This is a genomic window from Pseudomonas koreensis, from assembly GCF_025447595.1.
GTDB lineage: Bacteria > Pseudomonadota > Gammaproteobacteria > Pseudomonadales > Pseudomonadaceae > Aquipseudomonas > Aquipseudomonas koreensis_H.
Genome location: NZ_JAOEJU010000012.1, coordinates 37,732 through 61,478 on the forward strand (window position 1 = coordinate 37,732; position 23,747 = coordinate 61,478).

23 protein-coding genes are annotated in these 23,747 nt (G+C 61.6%); 11 read left to right on the forward strand and 12 right to left on the reverse strand.

Translation table 11 applies throughout. The annotated features are described in order from the left end of the window. The first annotated feature begins 47 nt into the window (after positions 1–47). From N8H71_RS15825 to N8H71_RS15835, 3 genes are all read left to right on the forward strand, one after another. Positions 48–1,499: a mannose-1-phosphate guanylyltransferase/mannose-6-phosphate isomerase gene (locus N8H71_RS15825; RefSeq protein ID WP_007969551.1), complete on the forward strand. Its 1,452-nt coding sequence runs from the start codon at positions 48–50 to the stop codon at positions 1,497–1,499. A 136-nt stretch (positions 1,500–1,635) separates the two neighbouring features. Continuing rightward, positions 1,636–2,100 (forward strand): multidrug transporter, encoded by a 465-nt coding sequence (locus N8H71_RS15830; RefSeq protein ID WP_085690590.1) that lies wholly within the window; start codon positions 1,636–1,638, stop codon positions 2,098–2,100. Positions 2,101–2,135: 35 nt separating this feature from the next. After that, the gene (locus N8H71_RS15835; RefSeq protein WP_262194711.1) at positions 2,136–2,960 is read left to right on the forward strand and encodes an SDR family oxidoreductase; all 825 of its coding nucleotides are present in this window, start codon (positions 2,136–2,138) and stop codon (positions 2,958–2,960) included. A 118-nt stretch (positions 2,961–3,078) separates the two neighbouring features. Here N8H71_RS15835 and N8H71_RS15840 read toward each other — a convergent pair whose 3' ends face one another. Further along, positions 3,079–3,960 (reverse strand): LysR family transcriptional regulator, encoded by an 882-nt coding sequence (locus N8H71_RS15840; RefSeq protein WP_262194712.1) that lies wholly within the window; start codon positions 3,958–3,960, stop codon positions 3,079–3,081. Positions 3,961–4,069: 109 nt separating this feature from the next. On the opposite strand from N8H71_RS15840, the gene N8H71_RS15845 reads away from it, so the two are divergent. Both N8H71_RS15845 and N8H71_RS15850 read left to right on the forward strand, forming a co-directional pair. After that, positions 4,070–5,440, forward strand: coding sequence for an MFS transporter (locus N8H71_RS15845; protein WP_262194713.1), 1,371 nt, complete (start codon positions 4,070–4,072; stop codon positions 5,438–5,440). Continuing rightward, a complete protein-coding gene (locus N8H71_RS15850) occupies positions 5,437–5,835 on the forward strand; it encodes a DUF4440 domain-containing protein (RefSeq protein WP_262194714.1) in 399 nt (132 codons plus the stop codon). The genes N8H71_RS15845 and N8H71_RS15850 overlap by 4 nt, the downstream gene beginning before the upstream one ends. 130 nt (positions 5,836–5,965) lie before the next feature. Here the strand turns inward: N8H71_RS15850 and N8H71_RS15855 are convergent, their stop codons facing one another. From N8H71_RS15855 to N8H71_RS15875, 4 genes are all read right to left on the reverse strand, one after another. Then, positions 5,966–6,832: an efflux RND transporter periplasmic adaptor subunit gene (locus tag N8H71_RS15855; RefSeq protein WP_085608130.1), complete on the reverse strand. Its 867-nt coding sequence runs from the start codon at positions 6,830–6,832 to the stop codon at positions 5,966–5,968. Between the two features lie 17 nt (positions 6,833–6,849). Continuing rightward, on the reverse strand, positions 6,850–7,050 hold the full coding sequence (locus N8H71_RS15860) for a DUF1656 domain-containing protein (protein ID WP_003221811.1): 201 nt from the start codon (positions 7,048–7,050) through the stop codon (positions 6,850–6,852). Next, a complete protein-coding gene (locus tag N8H71_RS15865) occupies positions 7,040–9,232 on the reverse strand; it encodes an FUSC family protein (RefSeq protein WP_262194715.1) in 2,193 nt (730 codons plus the stop codon). The genes N8H71_RS15860 and N8H71_RS15865 overlap by 11 nt, the downstream gene beginning before the upstream one ends. A 141-nt stretch (positions 9,233–9,373) precedes the next feature. Further along, positions 9,374–10,873: an efflux transporter outer membrane subunit gene (locus N8H71_RS15875; protein ID WP_262194716.1), complete on the reverse strand. Its 1,500-nt coding sequence runs from the start codon at positions 10,871–10,873 to the stop codon at positions 9,374–9,376. 182 nt (positions 10,874–11,055) lie between these two features. Between N8H71_RS15875 and N8H71_RS15880 the strand changes: the two genes are divergently transcribed. From N8H71_RS15880 to N8H71_RS15890, 3 genes are all read left to right on the forward strand, one after another. After that, entirely contained in the window at positions 11,056–12,024 is a 969-nt protein-coding gene (locus N8H71_RS15880) for a LysR family transcriptional regulator (protein ID WP_085711718.1), read from the forward strand. 158 nt (positions 12,025–12,182) lie between these two features. Then, positions 12,183–12,632: a hypothetical protein gene (locus N8H71_RS15885; RefSeq protein WP_262194717.1), complete on the forward strand. Its 450-nt coding sequence runs from the start codon at positions 12,183–12,185 to the stop codon at positions 12,630–12,632. A gap of 155 nt (positions 12,633–12,787) precedes the next feature. Further along, entirely contained in the window at positions 12,788–13,762 is a 975-nt protein-coding gene (locus tag N8H71_RS15890; protein ID WP_262194718.1) for a 2-hydroxyacid dehydrogenase, read from the forward strand. 52 nt (positions 13,763–13,814) lie between these two features. Here the strand turns inward: N8H71_RS15890 and N8H71_RS15895 are convergent, their stop codons facing one another. Further along, positions 13,815–14,717, reverse strand: coding sequence for a DMT family transporter (locus N8H71_RS15895; RefSeq protein WP_262194719.1), 903 nt, complete (start codon positions 14,715–14,717; stop codon positions 13,815–13,817). Positions 14,718–14,856: 139 nt separating this feature from the next. Here N8H71_RS15895 and N8H71_RS15900 point away from each other — a divergent pair, with 139 nt between their 5' ends. Further along, the gene (locus N8H71_RS15900) at positions 14,857–15,732 is read left to right on the forward strand and encodes an AraC family transcriptional regulator (protein WP_127796967.1); all 876 of its coding nucleotides are present in this window, start codon (positions 14,857–14,859) and stop codon (positions 15,730–15,732) included. On the opposite strand, the gene N8H71_RS15905 is transcribed toward N8H71_RS15900, so the two are convergent. The 6 genes from N8H71_RS15905 to N8H71_RS15930 form a co-directional block, all read right to left on the reverse strand. Next, positions 15,733–18,162, reverse strand: coding sequence for a TonB-dependent siderophore receptor (locus tag N8H71_RS15905; protein ID WP_262194720.1), 2,430 nt, complete (start codon positions 18,160–18,162; stop codon positions 15,733–15,735). It lies immediately after the preceding gene. Positions 18,163–18,362: 200 nt separating this feature from the next. After that, positions 18,363–19,352 carry a FecR family protein gene (locus N8H71_RS15910; protein ID WP_262194722.1) on the reverse strand — a complete coding sequence of 330 codons (990 nt, stop codon included), beginning with the start codon at positions 19,350–19,352 and terminating at the stop codon, positions 18,363–18,365. Further along, positions 19,349–19,915, reverse strand: a complete 567-nt coding sequence (locus N8H71_RS15915; RefSeq protein ID WP_007957274.1) for an RNA polymerase sigma factor — start codon at positions 19,913–19,915, stop codon at positions 19,349–19,351. Before N8H71_RS15915 ends, N8H71_RS15910 begins: the two co-directional genes overlap by 4 nt. A 1-nt stretch (position 19,916) precedes the next feature. Next, positions 19,917–20,243, reverse strand: a complete 327-nt coding sequence (locus tag N8H71_RS15920) for a DUF3325 domain-containing protein (protein ID WP_262194723.1) — start codon at positions 20,241–20,243, stop codon at positions 19,917–19,919. After that, positions 20,244–21,833 (reverse strand): PepSY-associated TM helix domain-containing protein, encoded by a 1,590-nt coding sequence (locus N8H71_RS15925; protein ID WP_262194725.1) that lies wholly within the window; start codon positions 21,831–21,833, stop codon positions 20,244–20,246. After that, positions 21,830–22,135: a DUF3649 domain-containing protein gene (locus N8H71_RS15930; protein WP_085685817.1), complete on the reverse strand. Its 306-nt coding sequence runs from the start codon at positions 22,133–22,135 to the stop codon at positions 21,830–21,832. Before N8H71_RS15930 ends, N8H71_RS15925 begins: the two co-directional genes overlap by 4 nt. Before the next feature lie 175 nt (positions 22,136–22,310). On the opposite strand from N8H71_RS15930, the gene N8H71_RS15935 reads away from it, so the two are divergent. Both N8H71_RS15935 and N8H71_RS15940 read left to right on the forward strand, forming a co-directional pair. Next, a complete protein-coding gene (locus N8H71_RS15935) occupies positions 22,311–22,799 on the forward strand; it encodes a sigma-70 family RNA polymerase sigma factor (protein ID WP_262194789.1) in 489 nt (162 codons plus the stop codon). Continuing rightward, positions 22,796–23,725, forward strand: coding sequence for a DUF4880 domain-containing protein (locus N8H71_RS15940; protein ID WP_262194727.1), 930 nt, complete (start codon positions 22,796–22,798; stop codon positions 23,723–23,725). Before N8H71_RS15935 ends, N8H71_RS15940 begins: the two co-directional genes overlap by 4 nt. The last annotated feature ends 22 nt before the right edge of the window (positions 23,726–23,747 follow it).

Sequence of the window (23,747 nt, forward strand, 5' to 3'; positions counted from 1 at the left end):
CGCTCCCACAGGGGCTCTGACCCAATCGATTTTATGGAGTAAACAATATGATTCCGGTGATCTTGTCAGGTGGTAGCGGTTCACGTCTTTGGCCGCTTTCGCGCAAGCAATTCCCTAAGCAGTTCCTCGCCCTGACCGGCGAACACACGCTGTTCCAGCAGACCCTCGAGCGTCTGGTGTTCGAAGGCATGGACACCCCGATCGTGGTCTGCAACAAGGATCACCGCTTCATCGTCAACGAGCAGTTGGCCAACCGCAATCTGGAATGCCAACGCATCCTGATGGAACCGTTCGGTCGCAACACCGCACCGGCCGTGGCGCTGACCGCGATGATGCTGGTCAATGAAGGTCGCGACGAACTGATGCTGGTGCTGCCGGCCGACCACGTTCTGGAAGACCAGAAAGCCCTGCAACGTGCGCTGGCCCTGGCCACCGTCGCTGCAGAAAACGGCGAAATGGTACTGTTCGGCGTACCGGCCACCAAACCGGAAACCGGTTACGGCTACATCAAGTCCACCGGCGATTCGCTGCTGCCGGAAGGCGTGAGCCGTGTCTCGCACTTCGTGGAAAAACCCGACGTCAAACGCGCCACCGAGTACGTCGAGTCCGGCGGTTACTACTGGAACAGCGGCATGTTCCTGTTCCGCGCCAGCCGCTTCCTCGAAGAGCTGAAAAAGCACGATCCGGACATCTACGACACCTGCCTGCTGACCCTCGAACGCAGCCAGCAAGACGCCGACACCATCACCTTCGACGAAGCCACCTTCGCCTGCTGCCCTGACAACTCCATCGACTATTCCGTGATGGAAAAAACCCAGCGCGCCTGCGTGGTGCCGCTGACCGCCGGCTGGAGCGATGTCGGCTGCTGGTCGTCGCTGTGGGAGGTCAACGAGAAGGACGCCAACGGCAACGTCAGCAAGGGCGACGTGGTGATCCAGGACAGCAAGAACTGCATGATCCACGGCAACGGCAAACTGGTGTCGGTGATCGGTCTGGAAAACATCGTGGTGGTCGAAACCAAGGACGCCATGATGATCGCCCACAAGGACAAGGTCCAAGGCGTCAAGCAGATGGTCAACACCCTCAACGAGCAGGGTCGCAGCGAAACCCAGAACCATTGCGAGGTCTACCGTCCGTGGGGCTCCTACGACTCGGTGGACATGGGCGGGCGTTTCCAGGTCAAGCACATCTCGGTCAAACCGGGCGCGTGCCTGTCGCTGCAGATGCACCACCACCGCGCCGAACACTGGATCGTGGTCAGCGGCACTGCCGAAGTGACCTGCGATGAAAACGTGTTCCTGCTCTGCGAGAACCAGTCGACCTACATCCCGATCGCCTCGGTCCATCGCCTGCGCAACCCGGGCAAGATCCCGCTGGAAATCATCGAAGTGCAGTCAGGCTCGTACCTGGGCGAAGACGATATCGAGCGCTTCGAAGACATCTACGGTCGCTCCACCCCGATCGAACGCGGCGTGTCGGTGAAAACCATCGCGCAGTAAGCGCTCCGCAATAAGAAGCCCCCGTCCAGCCCGCTGCGTCCCCTATCCGCAGCGGGTTGGGCGGGGGCTTTTTTGTTCGCCAACCGCCTCCAGGCTTAGGTAGGATGAACCTTCCCTGCCCACGAGGTTTCGCGACATGTTCATCGGCGTCTTGCTGGTCATCACCTGGCTGATCCTGCTGTTGCGCTACCCGGCCAAGGCCTTGCCGGTGTCGATGGCCGCCGCTGTGGGCCTGGGGCTTGTGGCGATGTGGGTGGTGTGGCTGGACAACCGCGAGGTCAAGCAACTGGCGCGGCTTGAACTGCGCATCGTCTATGCCCCAGAGCATTGCCCCGCCGACCGCCCGCTGCTGCTCAAGATGAACAACGGCAACGACGTGCCGCTGACCGAACTGCGCTGGCGTATCGCGGCGTACGCGCCGGGCGACACCGTGAACCTGGCCGACAATCAATACGCCGCCCCACGCTATCGCGGCCCCGGCGAATTGCAGGCTGGCGGCAATTGGGAAGACTGTTTGCCGATGCCGCCGCTGCGTCCCGGTTATCGCCCGCAAACCCTGGAGTTTCGCGCCGAGCGATTGCAGGGTAGTTTCTCCGACTGATCCCCTCTCCCACTCTTTTGCACAAGGAATGCGCCATGCCCGTTGCGTTGATTACCGGTTGTTCCAGCGGCATCGGCCGCGCCCTCGCCGATGCCTTCAAAAGCACCGGCTACGAGGTCTGGGCCAGTGCACGCAAGGCTGAAGATGTCGCGGCACTCGCAGCTGCCGGGTTCACGGCGGTGCAGCTCGACGTCAATGACAACGTCGCGCTGGAACAACTCGCCGAGCGAATCAACCAGCAACACGGCGGCCTCGACGTGCTCATCAACAATGCCGGTTACGGCGCCATGGGGCCGCTGCTCGACGGCGGTGTTCCGGCCATGCAGCGCCAGTTCGAGACCAACGTGTTTTCAATTGTCGGCGTGACCCGTGCGCTGTTCCCGGTGCTGCGCCGGGCGAAGGGATTGGTGGTGAATGTCGGCAGTGTTTCCGGGGTGCTGGTCACGCCATTTGCCGGCGCGTATTGCGCATCGAAAGCGGCGGTGCATGCGTTGAGCGATGCATTGCGCATGGAGCTGGCGCCGTTCGGAATTCGCGTGATGGAAGTGCAGCCGGGGGCGATTCAATCGAGCTTCGCCAAAAATGCCGGGCATGAGGCCGAACAACTGATCAACGAACAATCGCCGTGGTTTCCCCTGCGCGAAGGCATTCGGGCGCGGGCCAAGGCTTCGCAGGACAAACCGACGCCGGCCAGCGACTTTGCCGCCGAGTTGCTCAAGGCTGTGCAGCAGAGCAAACCGCCACGGCTGATCCGCATCGGCAATGGCAGCCGGGCGTTGCCGCTGCTGGCGACGTTGTTGCCGAAGGGGTTGCTGGAATCGACGTTGATGAAGCGTTTCGGCTTGCGCGGGCAACTCTAAGAGATCGAGTCGACCCCATCGCCAGCAGGCTGGCTCCCACAAGGGATTTCGGCAGGGCGCAGAAAATGTGTGGGAGCCAGCCTGCTGGCGATGGGGCCAGAACAGCCAATACAGAATCTCAGCCCCAACCTTTCATGAAATCAATGAACGCCCGCACCTTCAACGGCAGGTGCCGGGTGTCCGGGTACAGCGCGTACACGCCTTGCCGGGCGAAGCGAAAGTCCGGCAACAAGCGCTGTAACCGCCCGGCGTCCAAGTCTTCCTGAATCAGCCATTGCGGCAGAATCGCCACGCCTTGCCCGGTCAGTGCAAAGGCACGCAGGGTCGCGGAGTTGTCGGCAACAATGGCGGTGGTCCCCGGTTTCGCCTGATAGATATGCTCGGTGCCGGCGGAATCGGTAACCGTCATTTCCGGCACTCGCCCATGCCCCAGCGTCGGCATCGACTCCAGCACCACCAGCGTATCGACCGGCACAAATCGCTCAACCAGCCCCGGCGCCGCCACGGCAAACACTTCGAACGTCGACAACTGCACCGCCCGCAGATTGGAGTCGTGCATACGGCCCAGACGAATTGCCATGTCAAAGCGTTCGGAGATCAGATCGGCATGGGTCGAAGAGGTGGACAAGTGAATGTTCAGTTGCGGCTGCTGTTGTCGAAACACCTCCAGCGCCGGCACCACCTGAGCCAGCGCGAACTCCACGGTCGTGGTGATGCGCAGGGTGCCCTTGAGTTGCGAGTGCTCCGAGCGTGCCTCCTCGATGGCCAGCCGTGCTTCGTCCAGCGTGCGCAAACAGCGTCGATAAAAACGTTCGCCGGCATCGGTCAGGGCCAGTTGCCGGGTGTTGCGGGTGAGCAAGGTGACGCCCAACTCTTCTTCCAGCCGCTTGAGGTTGAAGCTCACCACCGCGCGCGTCTGCCCCAGGATGTCAGCGGCCGCGGTCAGAGAGCCGGCCTCGACCACGGCTTTGAAGGTATCGAATCGATCCAGGCTGACCATATTCGCAGCGCTCGTCGTCAAAATAATTTTGACAAACTAGCAGCCAAACCAGCGTATTTCTATCGCCACAAGCGCCCTACCCTGCACGCCTCATCACAGGGAAGCTGCCATGGCCTATCGCTCGAAAGTCGCGCTGGTGTATCTGTTGGGGTTCGCCCTCGACCTGCTGAACATGTTCGCCGCGAGCATTGCCTACCCGGACATTGCCGCGCAGTTGCACGCCTCGGTGACGCAACTGGCGTGGATCACCAACGCCTACATGCTCGGGCTCACGTTGATCATTCCGATGAGCGTGTGGCTGGCTGCGCGGGTGGGCGAGCGGCGGCTGATCCTCGGTTCGCTGCTGGTGTTCGGGATTGCCTCCGGGCTCATCGCTCAGGCGAGTTCGATTGAAAGCCTGATCGGCTGGCGACTGCTGCAAGGGCTCGGTGGCGGGTTGCTGCTGCCGGTGGGTCAGGCCTTGGCCTATCGGGAGTTTCCGGCGACACAACGTGCACACTTCACTGGCGTGGTTTTGTTGGTGGCGCTGATGGTGCCGGCCCTGTCGCCAGCGGCGGGTGGTTTGATCGTTGAGGCATTGTCGTGGCGCTGGATTTTCTACCTGAACATGCCGGTGGCGCTTTTCGCTTTCGGTCTGGGCCTGCTCTGGTTGAAAGTGGATCAGCCAGCAAACGCACGCCCGACACTGGACTCCCGCGGCTTGCTGCTGGCGGTGGCAGCGCTGAGTCTGTTGCTGATGGCCGTCAGTCTGGCGAGCGAGCCCGCAACCCGACATCTCGCGGGCGCTGTCCTGCTGCTCAGCGTCATCACCTTGTGCATCTACCTGCGTGATGGCTGGAGCAAACCGGGTGCAGTCCTTGATCTGCAACTGATCAAGAACCCTTCGTTGCGCCTGGCGATGCTGATCTATCTATTCGTGCCCGGCATCTTCACCGGCACCAACATGATTGCCGTGTTGTACCTGCACGACCTCGGTTTCGGTGCAGCACAAACCGGGGCGCTGATGCTGTCCTGGGCGGCCGCCTCGGGTGTGGCGATCATGCTGGGCAAACGCAGCTTCAACCGGATCGGCCCCAAGCCATTGCTGATCGCCGGCATGCTGTTGCAATGCGTTGGCATCGTCGTGCTGATGCAGATCGAGCAACCCGTCAGCGCCCTGTTGATCCTCGCCTATGCCCTGATGGGATTGGGTGGCAGTCTGTGCAGCGTCACCGCGCAGACCCTTGCATTTGTCGGCATCACACCGGAAAAAATGGGCCACTCCAGCGCCTTGTGGAATATCAATCGCCAACTCGGTTTCTGCCTCGGCGCGGCGCTGCTCAGTTCATTGCTGGGCGCATTGGGCGCCAACGGTTTCAAATACTGCTTTCTCGCCGCCGCGTTGCTGACGCTGTTGCCGATGGCCGCCGTGCTGCGATTCGACTCGACAAAAGTGTTCAACCTTCTGCGCTCACCTCACCTTCAGGAAAAATCCACATGACTGACTATGCCGACTATTTTGACGAAGTGATCCAGGCCCATGAGGCCATCGAACGATGGTTTTCCGTGGAGGAAAACGAGGCTGCACTGGAGCGATTGCTGACACGTTTTTCGCCCCGTTTTTCCATGGTGACGCCGCTGGGGCGCGTGCTGGATTTCGAGGCCTTGCGTGCGTTGTTTCAAATGGCGGGCGGCAAGAAGAGCGGGTTCCGGATCGAGCTCGGCGAGCTTACGGGGATTGCCTTGCATGAAGGTGGTGCGACGGTGAGTTACCGCGAACAGCAGACCGATGCCAGTGGATCGCACACGGATCGGCGCTCAACCGTGGTGTTTGAAAAAACCGAATCCGGGCGGGTGATCTGGCGGCATCTGCACGAGACGTTTTGCAGCGAGTAGCTATCGGGCATCTTCCAAACAGACCGCGTTGCCCTCTTCGCGAGCAAGCTCGCTCCCACAAGGGATCTTCCGTGCGGCACAGATCCAGTGTGGGAGCGAGCTTGCTCGCGAATGGCTACAACGCGGTCTGTCAGTTATCCACAGCGTCCTGCTTCACAACAACGGTGCAGGTAATCCCCGCCGCCAGCAGCACACCCTCCGGTACCTCATCGATGTGAATCCGCACCGGCACCCGTTGCGCCAGACGCACCCAGTTGAAGGTCGGGTTCACATCGGCGATCAGCTCGCGGCTTTCCGGGTTGTCACGGTCGTAGATGCCGCGGGAAATGCTCTCCACGTGGCCCTTGAGGACTTCGCCGCTCATCAGTTGCATGTCGGCTTTATCGCCGACACGCACGTGAGGCAGTTTGGTTTCTTCGAAGAAGCCGTAGACCCAGAACGAGTTCATGTCGACCACGGCCATTTTCGCCTCGCCGATGCGGGCGTAATCGCCGCGATGGACGTTGAGGTTGGTCACGTAGCCGTCCACCGCCGCCCGCACTTCGGTGCGTTTGAGGTTGAGTTCGGCCGCCTCCAGTTGCGCCTGAGCCTGTTGGTAATCGGCCAGTGCCGAGTCGGCGATGTTGCTGGCGTCGTCGCGGTTTTCCTTGGAGATCACCAAGGCGTCCATATCGGCGCGGCGATGGGCGTTGACCCTGCGCATCTCCCAGGTGGCCTTGCGCGAAGCCACCAGCGACTGCGCTTGTTTCACCGCGAGGCGGTAGTGCTCGGGGTCGATCTGCATCAGCAGATCACCTTTTTTTACCAACTGGTTGTCGCGCACCGGCACGTCGACAACTTCACCGGTGACATCGGCCGCGACGTTGATGATGTCGGCGCGCACCCGGCCGTCGCGGGTCCACGGCGTGTTCATGTAGTGCTCCCACAACGTGCGGCCGATCCACAATGCCAGGGCCAGCACCAGCAGGGTTGCGAGCAGGCTGAAAAACTTTTTCATCGGGACAATTCTCAGACTCAACGGTAGACAGTCAGCGCCATCGCGCCGAACAGACAGGTAAACAGGCTCAGGCGCAGCAGCGCCGGGTGCCAGAAGAAACGGTACAGATCGAACCCCGACAGAAACCGGTCCAGCGCCCAGGCCAGCGCCGCAGCGACAAAAAACATCAGGGTCATGGTCGGCATGTACACGCCGTGGAAGGCGATTTCACGAGGCATGGGCAAGTCCTTCGGGCTTGGCGATGGCATAGGCAGCGAGTGGCGATTGCGGGTCGAGCAGCGAGGTGCGGATGAAGTGCAGGTAGCTCTTCACCCGACGCAGGGCCGAGGTATCGAAGTGCGGTGCGAACGGCTCGTCAGTGGCGGCGACCCGGCTGATCGCGTGATCGACCGCGACCAGTGCGCGTTCCAGATTGCTCGAATTCGGTTGCAGGAACAGCCGCACCAGCGAGCGCCCCATGACCCGGATCGCCTGACGCCATGGCTGGGATTCGGCATACGCCGGATGCACCGGCAGGATCGCCTGCTCCTTGCGCAACTCGATGATCGCGTGGCCGACTTCCAGCACCACGAACATCCAGCGCAGCAGGTTTTTCTGCACCAGCGGCTGACCGGCCGCCAGACCGTAAGCCTGATGCATCAGGTCGCGGGTGCGACTTTCGAAACTCGACGCCAGGCCTTTGAGTTTGCCGCTGATCGCATACACCACTTGCCCGCGCAGGTCTTGCTCCAGGCGCTGCCACAACCAGCGGCTGTTCGGTGGCAGGATGATTGCCCCCGCCGCCGCGCAGACCAGCATGCCCATGACCATCGCGATGTAGTCGTTGATGAAGGTGTAGGGGTTGTAGATCGTCAGGTTGTCCGGCACGGAACCTGTGCTGAAGAAGATCAGCAACCCGAGGCCGACGCCGGCATATTGCGGTCGCGAAGTGAGGAACGATCCGAGCACGATCACCGGCGCGAGCATCACACACAGCAGAGGAAAACCGTCGATCCACGGGAAGATGAAAAACATCTCGACGAAGCCGATCAACGCCCCGAGGAACGTGCCGCAGGCCATCTGGAACGCCATGCGTTTCGGGTTCGGTGTCGCCGCCGACAGGCCCACGGTGGCGGCGGCGATCAGGGTCATGGTCGCGCCGCTCGGCCACGCGGTGGCGACCCAGTAACTGCCGAGCACGACCAGAATGAACGCGGCACGAATCCCCGAAGCGGCCGCCGCCCACCAGCTGGTCTGCGGGGTGAACGGTTCGTCCCAACGCTCGCGTTCGTGACTGTGATCGGCCAGCGAGGCGTGGGTCTGTGCATAACTGTGCAAGTCATCGACGAAGCGATACAGCAGCTCATACGCGGTATGGAAATCCAGCTGCTCGGCGTCGCTCGGCTCGCTCTCCTGGAAGATCGCCCGCAAGCTGCGCACCCGCGCCGGCAAGCCTTCCTTGTACGCCGCGAGCGCGAGCACCAGACGCGCCGCATCCGGGCTGGTCAGGGCGCGGCCGCTGAAGCCGTCGAGCACTTCGGCCAGATCCTGCAGGCCCGGTTTGATCGCTGCTTCCACATGGTCGGCGCCGTTGCGACGCAGGCGTTCGAGCAACTGGTGCAAGGCGTTGAATCGGGTGGTGATACCCATGAATTCGCTGTTCAGGCGACTGAGCCGACCGTTGCGCCGACGCATGTGCGGGTCTTCGAACACGGTCACACTGCGCAGCCCCTCCAACCCCACCGCTTCGGCAATGAAGCGCACGTTGCTGGCCTCGAACGACTCCGGTTTGCTGCGCCCGCGCAAGCCATCGGTGACGAACAGGGCGAACACACCGAAGCGCTGATACAAGGCGTTGCGCATCGCCGCGCTGGCGGTTTGCGGCAGGATCGCGGCGCTGACCAGGGTCGAGCAAAGAATCCCCAGCGAGATCTCCAGCACCCGCCACACCGCTGCCATGAACGCGCCGTCAGGATGGGCGAGCGCCGGCAAGCCGACCATCGCCGCCGTGTACCCGGCCAGCACAAAACCGTAGGCGCGGAAGTTGCGGCAGCGGGCGGCGCCGGCCGAGCAGATACCGACCCAGATCGCCAGCGAGCCGAGGAACAGTTCGGTGTTCTGGGCGAACAGGGAAATCAGCGTGACCATCATCGCCGACCCGGCCAGGGTGCCGAGGAAACGATAGAAACTCTTGGCGAACACCTGGCCGCTCTGCGGCTGCATGACGATGAACACGGTGATCATCGCCGTGCGCGGTTGCGGCAGTTCCAGACGCATCGCCAGCCACAGGGTCAGGAATGCAGCAATCAACACCTTGAAGATGTAGACCCAGGTCACGCCGTCGCTGCGCGCCCAGTCAAAGAAACCCCGGCGCCATTCCAGGGAGTAGAGCCAGCGCAAAGGTGCGGGCAAGGGAGTCATTCAAATGTGCTCAATGAATTTCAGGTCGGACCCGGCCCCTGTGGGAGCGAGCTTGCTCGCGAATGCGGTGTATCAGCCGACATGTGTGCTGGCTGACACTCCCGCTTCGCGAGCAAGCTCGCTCCCACAGGGATTGTGTGTTCAACGAAGGAGAACCGGCGTTTTTGGTGCCTGGGTTTGTTGTGCCGTTGGCACGTCTTTACCCGCGCCAAGACCGCCGCCCAATGCCGTCACCAGTTCCGCGTGGGCACTCAAGCGCGCCGCCTGCACCTGCTGCTGAACCTGCTGCTGTTTGAACAGCAAGGTCTGGGCGTTGAGCACGTTGAGGTAATCGGTGAGGCCGCGCTGATAAGCGATCATCGCGATGTCGTAAGTCTTCTGCGCGGTGGCCACGGACTCGGCAGCGAACGTCTGCTGCTTGTCCATCGACTCGCGGCGGATCAACTGATCCGAGATGTTCTTCAGCGCATTGACCAGGGTCTGGTTGTAATGCGCGACGGCGATGTCATAACCCGCCGAGGCCTCACCGAGTTCGGCACGCAGTCGCCCACCGTCGAAGATCGGCAGCGAGATCGCCGGCCCGACGTTGTAGTTGAGCTTCTTGCCGGTCAGGAACTCCAGCGCTCCGCCGCCGGTAGCCATATAGCCGAGGCTGCCGACCAGATCGACGTTGGGGTAGAACCCGGCATGCGCGACATCGATCCCGCGCGCCTGCGCCGCCACTTGCCAGCGACTGGCGACCACGTCGGGACGCTGGCCGAGCAGTTCGGCGGGCAGTGCCGACGGCAGTTTCAGCGCCGCGCCCAGCGACAGGGTCGGACGCTGCAATTGCGCACCGGCGCCCGGCCCTTTGCCGGCCAGTGCCGCAATCTGGTTGCGGCTCAGGGCGATTTCTTCGTCCAGCGCATCCAGTTGCCGATGGGTTTCCGGCAGGGGTGTTTCGGCCTGGCTGACTTCAAAGTGCGTGCCGATCCCGCCGTCCAGGCGTTTCTGCGCCAGCTCGAGAATCTGCTGTTGCTGCTTGAGTGTCGCCGCGACGATGTCGCGCTGGGCGTAATGCAGCGAGAGCTCGATGTAGGCGCGCACGATGTTGTTCTGCAATTCGAGCTGCGCCTGACGCGCCTCGGCAGCGCTCATGTGCGCCAGATCGACGGCCCGCTCGGTGCTGTTGCTTTCACGACCCCAGAGGTCGAGGGCATAACTGAAACCCAGCGCGGCGTTGTTGTCCCAGGTGGTGCTGTTGGCCAGCTCACCGGGACCGTAGAACTGATCGGTCGGCCAGTTGTGGCGCTTGAGGGTCGACTCGCCATTGATCTGCAACGACTCGGCGGCTTCGGCGACACCGGCCATGGACCGGGCCTGACGCACTCGCGCGGCGGCCATCGCTATGGTCGGGCTGCCTTGCACGGCAAGGTCGATCCAATGATTGAGTTGCGGGTCGCCATAGGCTTGCCACCATTGGGCGGTGGGCCAGTTTGCGTCACGGGCGGCGTGGGCGATGGCCTCGTCGGTGGCCAGTTCATTGGCCTCCAGAGCCTTGCCCTGCGGGGCAATCCCTCCGGTTCCGATGCAGCCGCCGAGACCTAACGAAAGAGCCAGAACACTGAGCGGCAAAAGCGCTCTGTTGATGCGACGCGGCACTGCTGCGAATTCCTGAGGTGGGAGATGTTTCGAGGTGGGCGCAATTCTAGGGGGCGCCCTGAACGGCGATAAGCTGGGTTTTCTGCGAATCTTTGTTACGGTTAACGAGATAATCCCTTGGTCGGGGGTCTCAGCCCCTGAAACTTCGTGTCACAATTTGCCATCTCCCTTGAGAGCACCCCATGGACACTTTGCAAAACATGCGCGCCTTCAGTTGTGTTGCCGAAGCGGGCAGCTTCACCGCCGCCGCCGTGCAACTCGACACCACCACCGCCAACGTCTCGCGCGCGGTCTCCAACCTTGAGGCCCACCTGCAAACCCGCCTGCTCAACCGCACGACCCGCCGCATCGCGCTCACCGAAGCCGGCAAGCGCTACCTGTTGCGCTGCGAGCAGATCCTCGCCTACGTCGAAGAGGCCGAAGCCGAAGCCAGCGAAGCCCACGCCCGCCCGGCCGGACAATTGAAAGTGCACACCATGACCGGGATCGGCCAGCACTTCGTGATCGACGCCATCGCCCGCTACCGCAAGACCCACCCGGACGTGACCTTCGACCTGACCATGGCCAACCGCGTACCGGACCTGCTCGATGAAGGCTACGACGTGTCCATCGTCCTCGCTCGCGAACTGCCGGACTCGGGCTTCGTCTCGCAACGCCTGGGCATCACCTACAGCATCGTCTGCGCCTCCCCGGCCTACGTGAAAGCCAACGGCTGCGCACAGAAACCCAGCGACCTGCTGAACCACGCCTGCCTGCGCCTGGTGAGCCCGGTGATCCCCCTGGAAAAATGGGCCTTCGACGGCCCGGAAGGCCAGGAAATGGTCACCATCAACAGCTCACCGTTCCTGGTGAACTCCGCCGACGCGATGAAAACCGCGATCACCAGTGGGATGGGTGTCGGTGTATTGCCTGTGTATGCCGCGATCGAAGGCTTGCGCAATGGCTCGCTGGTGCGTGTGATGCCCAACTACCGCTCGCAGGAACTGAACCTGTATGCGATCTACCCGTCGCGGCAGTATCTGGATGCGAAGATCAAGACCTGGGTCGAGTATCTGCGTGGGTCGTTGCCGGAGATTCTGGCGGGGCATCAAGCGGAATTGGCGGCTTATGAAATGAGTGGGAGTCTGGCGGGGGTGCGGGTGGCGAATTAACAAATTGTATTGAGGCGTACTTCGGATCAAAAAGCTTTGATGATGCAAGCTTTTATAGCTTCAGGATCTAAAATACTGTCAAAACTGACAGTGGTCATTCCAAGACAGAACGTGAAAACTGTCTCCTCGAAACATAAATCCACTGTTAAGGAAATGACATGAAAAGAAACGCAAGCGGGACATTCAACTTAAAGTTCCACAAAAACTTTAAATATCCAACCTATAACGGAAAAGTATTTTTTTTCTTTGACACGGACCCCAACATGGTTCTACTGAGCGAGGAGGACCTTAATCAGACCGAATCAAACTCCATCGGACTCACGCTCTCAAAAGCCATTCCCGTGGGCAGGCACGAAATCCATCCCGGCAACACATTCATAAAAACCCTACCCGACTTTTTCGAAAAATACGAGGACGAAAATGGCGAAGTTATTGTAAGGGAGAAATATCCCGCAAAAAATAACGCAGGTTATATTGACGTTAAAAAAGTCGACATTGCCACCGGCGTTTTAGTCGCAGACATCAACTTCACGATCCAGTCACAATTTACGGGCGAAACCTATCAAGCCGTTGGCAAAATTGACGTGCAGGGCTGGACAGTTCCGTAATTACATAATTGCCGACAAACTCGCCAGCCGTTCAGAAGAAGTATTCAAATCTGTCCGAATGACTGGCGAGATTTTACGTAAATGCACTCTCGCAAAACGCGGCCAAAGAATGTTAGCTTGCTTGGCAATAAAGCCCCGAAGCCGAGCCCATAGCGATGAAAAAAACAGTCCTGGCCTTCAGCCGCATCACCCCCCCCATGATCGAACGCCTGCAACAGGACTTCGACGTCATCGTCCCCAACCCGAAAAACGGCGACATCAACGCCCAGTTCAACGAAGCCCTGCCCCACACCCACGGCCTGATCGGCGTCGGTCGCAAACTCGGCAAGGCCCAACTGGAAAACGCCGCGAAACTCGAAGTGGTCTCCAGCGTCTCCGTCGGCTACGACAACTACGACCTCGCCTACTTCAACGAACGCGGGATCATGCTCACCAACACCCCGGACGTCCTCACCGAAAGCACCGCAGACCTGGCCTTCGCCCTGATCATGAGCAGCGCCCGCCGCGTCGCCGAACTGGACGCCTGGACCAAGGCCGGCCAATGGCAGGCAAGCGTCGGCGCACCGCTATTCGGTTGCGACGTACATGGCAAGACCCTGGGCATCGTCGGCATGGGCAACATCGGCGCCGCCGTCGCCCGTCGCGGGCGCCTGGGTTTCAACATGCCGATCCTCTACAGCGGCAACAGCCGCAAGACCGCACTGGAACAAGAACTCGGTGCCCAATTCCGCAGCCTTGATCAGTTGCTGGCCGAAGCGGATTTTGTGTGTCTGGTCGTGCCACTCAGCGACAAGACCCGCCACCTGATCAGCCATCGCGAACTGGCGTTGATGAAGCCGGACGCGATTCTGGTGAACATCTCCCGTGGCCCGGTCGTCGACGAACCGGCACTGATCGAAGCCCTGCAAAACAACCGCATTCGCGGCGCCGGCCTCGACGTCTACGAGAAAGAACCGCTGGCAGAATCGCCGCTGTTCCAGCTGAAAAACGCCGTCACCCTGCCGCATATCGGCTCGGCGACAAATGAAACCCGCGAAGCCATGGCCAACCGCGCACTGGCCAACCTGCGCAGCGCCCTGCTCGGCGAGCGGCCGCAGGATCTGGTCAATCCGCAGGTCTGGAAGGGCTGACAAAAAAGGGGCAGACGTCGCCAAACGCCTGCCCCTTTTACTGCCAGAACACTCAGGCCAGTTTGCCGTGACTCGGCAATGCCGGCGCCTTGGGTTTGCGGAACACCAGCACATTGCCCAGCATCACCAGCACAAGTCCCGCCAACGCCGGCGCTGTCCATTGATAACCTTCGGCAAAGGCCGAAACGTTCAGCGCCACCACCGGGAACAGCACTGTGCAATAAGCTGCGCGCTCCGGCCCCATGCGACCGACCAGCGTCAGGTACGCGGTGAAGCCGATCACCGACCCCGGAATCACCAGATACAGCAGCGCGCCGATGTAACGCGACGTCCATTCCATCTCGAACGGAATGCCTTTGACCAGACACCACACCGACAACATCGCCGCGCCGTAGGCCATGCCCCAAGCATTGGTGGTCAGCGGCTTGAGGCCGGCCTTCTGTTGCAGGCTCGACAACATGTTGCCCGCCGAGAAACACAGGGTGCCGCAGAGCGCCAGGCCCAGGCCGAGCAAGGTTTGCGGAGTGGCGTGATGCCCCGCCAGTTCCGGCCAGAACAACAGGCCCAGGCCGCCCAGCCCCAGCGCCCCGCCCATCAACACATTGCGTGCGATCCGTTGACCGAAGAAAACCCGCGCATTCAGTGCGTTCCACAACGTTGCGGTTGAAAACACCACCGCCACCAGACCGCTGGGGATCCACTGGCTGGCGGTCAGGAAACACATGAAGTTGACACAGAACAGGCACAAGCCCTGCGCGACACAGATCAGATGCCCGCGCCGGCTCATCGGTTGCAGGCGACGGCTGAGCAGCAACAACGCAAACAACACCAGCGCGGCGAGACCGAAGCGATAGACGATCGACACCGGAATCGCCACCACGCCCAGTTGCCATTTAAGGGCGATCCAGGTGGTGCCCCAGATCAGCACGGTCAACAAATACAACGACAGGTTCATGGCAGACACTCCTCAATTGGGTTTCAGTGTCCGCCCACGCCCTCCACCCTCGCTTGCATAAACTTGCGCTTTTGTCGGCGCGCAGGCTGGCAGCGCGAAATCTACGGAGTAGGATGCAAGGCGTTGAAGAGAACCGATCATGGCCGCCATCGATACCCTGCAAGTCTTTCAAGCCCTCAACAATTCGCCCAATGCACGCCTTGTGCACAGCGCCGAGTTGGGTGACGGCCTGTCTGCAGCCTTGTGGACCAATCACCACGACGCCCAAGAATACGAAGCGCCGAGCCATCACACCCTCTCCTGCTACATCGCCGGCGGCACCGGCACCTTCCGCCGTGGCGAACCCGGCCACAAGGGCGGTCCGGACAAGTTGTGCATCCTGCCGGCCGACCACGAATCGGGTTGGGTCATCAACGGCGATATTCGCCTGGCTCACTTGTATTTCAGCGCCGAACAATTTGCCTTGGGGTGCGTGACGCTGCTGGATCGCGAGCCCCGGGAAATGCAGCTGCGCGAACAGACTTTTCTGGAAGATCCGCAACAGGCCCGACGGTTTCGCCAGTTACTGACCCTCAATTGGGACGAGCCCGGCGAGCGTCTGCTGACCAGCAGCCTGGCCCACGAATTGATCAGCCATACCCTGTTGAGTCAGGTCGGCGTACGTCAGGGCTTGCGCCTCAAGGGTGGACTGGCGCCGCATCAGCGCCGGCAACTGGTGGAATTCATCGACAGCCAACTGGCCGAGCCGATCAGCCTCGGGCAACTGGCGGGGTTGTGTGCGTTATCGGAATACCACTTTGCACGGATGTTTCGGGTGAGCTTCGGTTTGCCGCCGCATCAGTATGTGCTGGCGCGACGCTTGAGCCGGGCGCGGGAGTTGTTGCGGGGCACGGCGTTGCCGTTGGGGGAGATTGCCCTGGCATGTGGATTTGCCAGTGCCAGCCACTTCACCAACCGCTTTCGCCAGGTGCTGGGTGGAACGCCCGGCGAGTATCGCCAGGCGTTTTTGCGCTGATCAGAACTCCAGCGTGCTCGACAACGAAATCTGCCGCGAGTCGCCCATCGATACGAAGAACCGGCTCGCCGCCGACGTGTAGTAGGTGCGATCAAACAGGTTCTTCACGTTGAGCTGGAACTTGACCTTCTGCCCTTCGACTTTGGTGTCGTAAGTGGCGAACGCATCGGCCACGGTGTAGCTCGGCAGGTCGAAATCATTCACCGCGTTACCCGCTCGTTCACCGACATACCGCGCGCCGGCGCCGACCCGAAGTTGATCGCCGCCGATCACGCTGCCGAAGTCGTAGACCGCCGACAGCGAGCCGGTATTCTTCGCCACGTTTTGCAGCTTGTTGCCTTTGTAGTCCGGATCTTCCGTGACCTCGGCGTCGGTGTAGGCGTAGCTGCCGATCATGCTCCAGCGGTCGCTGAGCTGGCCGGTCAGATCGACTTCCAGACCACGGGAGCGTACTTCACCGGCGGCGCTGTAGATCGTGGTCGGGCCTTCGGCGTTGGCCACCAGCACGTTGCGTTTCTTGATGTCGAACAAAGCGATGTTGCCGGTGATACGACCCGGCATATCCAGACGTGCGCCCAGTTCCCACGACTTGGCTTCTTCCGGCGCGATGCTGCCGTCGAGCACGGTGCTGCTGCCGCTGAGCGGGGCGATGGTCGAGTTGGGTTTGAACGATTCGGTGTAGCTGCCGTAGAACGACAGTTCGTCGGTGTAGCGATACACCAGACCTGCGCGCGGCACCCACTTCTGGCCGTTGCTGTCGGTGTTGGCCTTGAACGGCACGCCTTTGCCGGCGTACTGGTCGTACTCCTGAAAGCGCCCGCCAGCCACCAGAATCCACTGGTCGTTGAGGTGGATCGAGTCCTGCAGGAACACCGAATCGCTGCGCAGTTCGTCGGTCTGCGCACTATCGGCGGCGCTGACCGTGGTGCCTTCGACTTCGCGGCCGTAGACCGGGTTGACGTAGCTGAAGGTGCTCAGGCTTTTCTGGCGGATCAGGTCGGCGCGGTAGATCTTGCGGTACTCATCGTCGACGCCGAACACCAGGTCATGCTGCATGCCCAGCACGTTGACCTTGCCTTCGAGGCTGGCGGTGGTGAAACGGTCGGTGCTGATCGCGCCCTGGGTGCCGTCCATACTGCGGGTCAGGGTGCCTTTTTTGGTGTCGATCGCGGTTACGCGGACCTGGCTGGCGTCGTAGGTTTCGCGGTTCCAGCTGTAGCCGAAATGGGCTTTCCAGTCGTCGTTGAGTTCGTGATCGGCCTCGAAGTGATAGAGATCCGAGCGCCCTTCCATGTCGTTGAATTTCTCGTCGAGGCGCTCGTTGCGCGAGATATCCAGCGGATGGTTGGTACGCGGATCGATCAGCGTACCGCGATCAAATGGCGTCAGAAATTCACGATGCTCGTAGGCGAACAACAGCTTGGTGCGCTCGCCGTACCAGGCCAGCGACGGCGCGATCAGGGTTTCGCGGTGGGTGCCGAAGTTGCGCCAGTAATCTTCGTCTTCATGATCCAGCACCATGCGATAGGCGAGGCCGGAATCCCCCAGCGCACCGGTGCTGTCGAACGAGCCACCGCTGCCATTCTTGCCGTCGCCGTAGGTCGAGCCGCGCAGGGTCAGCGCGTTGTACTGGGTCAGCTCAGGCTTCTTGCTGACCATGTTGACCACGCCGCCCGGGTCCTGAATCCCATAGAGCAGCGACGCCGGCCCCTTGAGCACTTCGACGCGATCCACGGTCGCGTTCATGCCACGGCCCTGCACCACCGGCATGCCGTCGCGCATGATCGAGCCGTTGCGGTTATCGCCGAAGCCGCGGGTCATCACCGAATCCTGAGTGCTGCCCAGCGTGTTGCCCTGGGTGATGCCGCTGACGTTGGCCAGTGCATCATCAAGATTGCGCGGTGCCTGGTCGCGAATGACCTGGGCCGGGATCACGTTGACGGTCTGGGGGATTTCCTGAAGCGAAGCGGAAGAGCGCATCACCGAACTGGTTTCCGGTGGCTGGTAGCTCATTGGCTGGTTAACCATCGAGGTGATGGTAGTCGCGCCGAGGTTCAATGCGCCTGCGGTCGGTTGCGGTTCGAGCGCCAGGGTATGGCTGTCGGTGCGGCGGAAGGTCAGGCCGGAGCCGGTGAGCAGACGTTGCAGCGCCTGTTCGGCACTCATCTGGCCGTTGATCGCTGGAGCGGTCAGGCCGTAAGGCGCTTCATCGGTGTAGACCACGCTCTGACCGGTGACGCGGCTGAAATCGCTCAGGGCCTGAGGCAAGGGCTTGGCGGCCAGGGAAAAACTGAACTGCTTTTGTGGCTGACTGCTGACGGATTCAGCGGCCAGCGCCACGCTCATCGGCAACAGCGCCAATGCCGAAAAACTCAAGGCCGAAACGCCTAACCACTGTTTGACCGAACCCGATTTTGCCCTGGACTTCATTGCTCATGACCTGTGTAGAACCGCAACGGATGCGAATGACTCGCAGTTTCAGTCACTACACGGATGGCGTCCGGGTTTACCTCACTACAAAGTTGAAAATATTTTCGTCGTCGCTGCCGACGCCTTTGCGAGCAAGCTCACTCCGACCTTGGAATGCACTCCCTGTGGGAGCGAGCTTGCTCGCGAAGGGGCCAGCAAAGTCAGCGAAGAATGATCAGATGCCCCAGCACTTGATGCTGCTCGAATCCGAGAACCCCTTGCAGCGAATTCAACACGGCTTGTGGATCCTTGCTCGGAAAGCTGCCGCTGACCTTGCGCGCGCCCAGTTCGTCGTTGAGCAGCAAGATCCGTCCGGGGTAATAGCGGCGAAGATCCTGCACCACATCGGCCAGTGTCGACTTGTAGTAAGTCAGCCAGCCCTGGCGCCACGCCAGTTGTGCTTCGCTGTCCACGGCGTGAAGTTTTTCTGCGGTGCCTGCGCCGTACGCCACTTGCTGGCCGGCGGTGAGAATCTGCTGCTCGGCATCCCGCGCTGCCGTCACGCCGACGCGTCCGGACAACACCGTCACCTGCGCACCCTGAGGTTGCAGGCGTACTTCGAACTGCGTGCCCAACACTCGCGCCTGACCTTTCTCGGCCTCGACCACAAAAGGATCGCCTGTGTGAGTCACGCTGAAAAATCCGGCGCCGCGGCGCAATTGCACATGCCGCTCGCCGTGACTGAAATCCACGGCGATGGCGCTGTCGGCGTCCAGCGTCACCTGCGATTGATCGGCCAGGGTCACGGTGCGGATCTCGCCGGGCGCCGACACGTAATCGGCGCCCAGATCATCGATCCAGCGTTGCGGTTGCCAACCCGTCCCGAGGCTGATCATCAGCAGCAGACAGGCCGCCATCGCCAGCGCACCAGTCCAGCGTCGAATCGGTACACGGCGCGGCCGGTCCATCGCATTGAGCAAACCCTGCAACGCCAACGCGTCTTCATCGGCCAGAGTGCGCGCCGGCCCTTCGCTCAATTCCCACACCACCTGCGCCTGGGCGTAGGCCTCGGCGTGAGCTGGATCGGCGTGCAGCCATTGACTGAAGGTCAGTTGATCACCGGTGCTCGGGCGGTCATGCAGCAGACTCAGCCAGGCGAAAGCGGCCTGTTCCTGAGCGGGCGTCGGGATGACGCGGTCGGTGTTGTTCACGGTGCTTTCCCTGGCAGGCGTGGCGCGGGTTCGCGCAGGCTGGCCTTGCAGGCCTCGAGGGCGCGCATCATATGTTTTTCCACGGCGCTTTGGGACAGGCCCATGGCTTTGGCGATCTCGGCGTACTTGCGCCCGTGGATGCGATTGAGCAAAAAGATCTGCCGCGTGCGCTCGGGCAACGCGCGCAACGCCGCTTCAACATGGCGCAAATCGTTGCCCGCTTCGAGCGCCGCCTGCGGTTCGCTGGCGCTGCTGTCCGGCTCGTCCGGTTGCCAGCCTTCGTTGACCCGCACCCGCGCGCCTTCGCTGCGCAAATGATCGATGGCGATATTGCCGGCACAACGCAACAGATAAGTGCTGAGTTCTTCGACCTGCACCAGCGGCCGACGCCAGAATCGCAGAAACAGATCCTGCACCAGATCCGCTGCCGTCGCCCGGCAACCGACGCGCCGGCTCACCAACGCTTCCATCTGCGAACGCTGGGACAGGAACACCTGAAGAAAATGCGCACGGGCGCCATGGGGTTCGCCGTCGCGGTGCTCGGGAGGATGGCCGATCAGCATGTCAGTTCAATGCCCACGCAGCGACCGGACTGGCGAGCAGGCTCAGTCCGGCCATGGTCAAAGCCAGACGTGGGCGATAGGGCAGCAACAGCACCAGAGTCAGCGCGCTGAGCATCAACACCGCGCACCAGTCGACCAGACCAAAACTCCAGCCCTTCTCGGAAACCGCTGCCCAGAGCGACAGCCCCAGCAACAACCAGCCTGCGAGTTTCAGACCCTGCCGACGGCGAACCGAAGGTTTGTGATCCAGCAGCTCTTCGTGATGCCGGGGCATCGCCAGGCACAGCGCCGTGAAAGCGGAATAACAGAGCAGCAGCGCCAACAGCATTCAGTTCGCCCCTTGCTCAAGGGTGATCGGCCGGGCCTTTTCGCGGGCTGGTTTCTTCACGCTGACGGCGTGTCCGGCACGCTGCATTTTCCGCGCGGCCCAGGCGAGGAAGAGGCCACTGCCCAGACACGTCAGGTCGAAACCGGCCAAGATCCAGTCGCCTTCGGGCACTGTCACGCCGAGGTGATACGGGGAGGTCAAACCATTAAGAAGCGGCACCGTGACAAACAGCGCGGCCCCCAGTGACAGCTGTTCGACCCAGGCCTTTCGCCCCGGCCGCAACATGGCGTGCACCACGCTCAAGCCCCAGGTGATGAAGAACGCGTTCACTTCCCAATCGCCACGCCCGGCCAGACTCACTGGCAGCAGACGATTGGCCCAGAAGAACACGGCGACCGCTGCCACCAGTCCGGCCATGCTGGCAATGTTCAGCACTTCCACCAGCCGCAACTCGAAAGGCATCCCACCGGTCTTGGCGTGTTTGAGCTGACGCTTGCCGAGCCAGATCACCAGCCCGGTGCCGATCATCGCCGTGCCCGCCAGACCACAGATGAAATACAGCCAGCGCAACACCGGCCCGGCAAAGTGGCCCATGTGCAAGCCGTAGAAACTGCCGGCAACTGCCATCGCTATCGGCTGATCAGGTGTCGTGCCGATGACCTGCCCGCTGACACCGTTGAAAGTCACGGCGCTGCCGGAATCGGTCACCACACGGTCGGAGCCCGCGCGGGACATCACCACGCAGGCGTTGGCATCTCCCGGATTGAACACGCTGATGCGCCCGACATGCCCGCCCGACCATTGTTCGCTGGCCGCCAGCAACAGGGGCGCCAGCGGTGCCACTGCCGCCGGTTGATTCGCGCGTTCAGGAATGCTCGACTCTGGAAACACCTCGTCGTAAAACGCCCGGGCGTTGTTGCCATAAGAGGCAAGGATGCTCGCCGGCATTACCATCGACATGAAGATCACCAGACTGCTGTAGGTGATCATCAGATGAAACGGCAGCACCAGCACACCCACCGCGTTGTGCCCGTCGAGCCACGAACGCTGGCCCTTGCGCGGGCGGAAGGTGAAGAAGTCCTTGAAGATTTTCTTGTGGGTGATGATCCCGGTGATCAGCGCGACGAACATCACCATCGCGGCGATGGTCGAGAGCCAGCGGCCCCAGGGGTAAGGCATTTGCAACTGGAAATGGAAGCGGTAGAAAAACTCCCCGCCCATGCTTTCCCGGGGCTGCACTTCGGCACCGGTCTGCGCGTCGAGGGTCTTGCGAGTGAATGCGCCGCGCTCGCCCGGTCTGGCTGGCGTCTGCTGCCAGCCCACGCTCAGACCGGGATCGCGGGCGTCGGGCAGGCCAATGATCCAGCGCGAAGCGTCGGGGGCTTGTTGTTGCAGATACTGCTGGGCCAGCGTCAGGCTTTTTTCGGCATCCAATGGGTGCGCCTGGATTTCCGGCTGCATCCAGTGAGTGGTTTCATCCTTGAAATAGGCCAGGGTTCCGGTGAGGAAAATCGCGAACAACAGCCAGCCGAAAACCAGCCCTGTCCACGTATGCAGCCAGGCCATCGCCTGACGGAAGCCCTCTTTCATGCCAGCCCCAGACCGCGTGCAGCCCCGGAAACGGTCGCCAGGATCACGCTCGGCACCAGCAGACCGACCCACGCCGACCACGCCGTGCGGCAGGCGAAACACCAGAGCACCGCCACCAGATAGACCAGGAACGAGACAGTCATGCCGGTGATGACCGCTTCGGCGCGGTTCAGCGGCAGCCACAGCGTCAGCGTGACACTGGCCAGCGCCGCGACCAGATAGCCGCCAAACACCGCCGCGAGCACCCGCGAAGTGACGGCCAGACGATAGGACATGGGAAGTGCGGCGAGTTTGGCTTTCATGTTTCGACCCTGAAACGGTTAACGCCCGGCCAACACGCCGAACGACAGGCGAGCAATATTAATGATAAATATTCTCATACGCAAAAGAGTCTGATTGCCGGCGGGCATTCACGACCCTACAATGCGAACCATTCTTGTTCTCTAACGCATCCCGCATGCGCCCGGAGTAATGCCGTTGTCGTCCGCCCATCCTGTCGAATCGCTGTATCAGGCCCACCACAGCTGGCTCACCGGCTGGCTGCGGCGCAAACTCGGCTGCCCGGACAGCGCCGCCGATCTGGCCCAAGACACCTTCATCCGGGTACTGACCGCCCGCGAGCCTCCGGTGATCCTCGAGCCGCGCGCATTCCTCACCACCCTGGCCAAACGCGTACTGTTCAATCACTACCGCCGTCATGATCTGGAGCGCGCCTACCTCGACACCCTCGCCCAGATGCCGGAAATGGTCGCGCCTTCGGAAGAAGAGAAAGCCATCATCCTGCAAACCCTGATGGAGCTGGATCAGTTGCTCGACGGTCTGCCGCGCGCGGTCAAACGCGCATTTTTGCTGGCGCAGGTCGATGGCCTGACCTATCCGCAGATCGCCGCCGAACTGGGCATTTCCGTGGCCACGGTCAAACGTCATCTGAATAAAGCGGCGATGCGCTGCTACTTCGCCCTGTGAACCCGCCGATGGATTTTTCCGCGCAGGTCGCCGAACAGGCGGTGCACTGGTTGCTGGAAATGCAGCAAGGCCCGTTGAATCCGCGCCAGCAACAAGCCTGGCAGCAATGGATCGATGCCCACAGCGAACACCGCCGCGCGTGGGAACACATTCAACGGGTCAATTCACGGTTGCGCGGGTTGTCGTCGCCACTGGCCCACGCCGCCCTGAATGCGCCGAAGTCCGGCAGCCGTCGTCAGGCGCTGAAGCTGTTGCTGATTCTCGGCGCCGGCTCGGCGGTCACCTGGGGGATGCGCGAGCACAATCCATTGCAATCGCTGCTGGCCGATTACCGCAGCCCGATCGGTCAGCGACGCAAGATCTCGCTCGGCGCCGGCGGCCAGTTGCAGCTCAACACCGCGAGTGCGGCGGATGTCCGGGGCGATGGTTTGATCCGTTTGCTCGAAGGCGAAATGCTGCTGACCGCCACTCAATCTTTCGAAGTGCAAACTGCCCAAGGCCTGCTGAAAACCCAGGGCGCGCGAATCAACGTGCGGCAGTTTGTTGATCGTACGCAGGTTGCACTGTTTGAGGGTCGGGTCGAACTGAGCGCGCAAGGTCGCGCGCCGATGCTGCTGCCGGTCGCCCGACAACTGAGTTTCAGCGCCACCGGCGTCAGCGAGGCAAAACCGCTGGACGCCAACAGCGGTGCCTGGGTCGACGGCATGCTAGTGGCCGCGCACATGCGCTTGGGCGACTTCCTCGACGAGCTCGGTCGCTACCGGCGCGGGCAGCTCAACTGCGATGCGAAAGTCGCAGACTTGCTGATCTCCGGGACTTATCCACTGGACGACAGCGAGCGGATTCTCGACCTGCTGGAAATCAGCCTGCCGGTGAAAGTGAAGCGTTTTACTCGTTATTGGGTGACGGTCGAAGCCAAGGTTTGATCAGCCGTAAAAAAAATGAGCC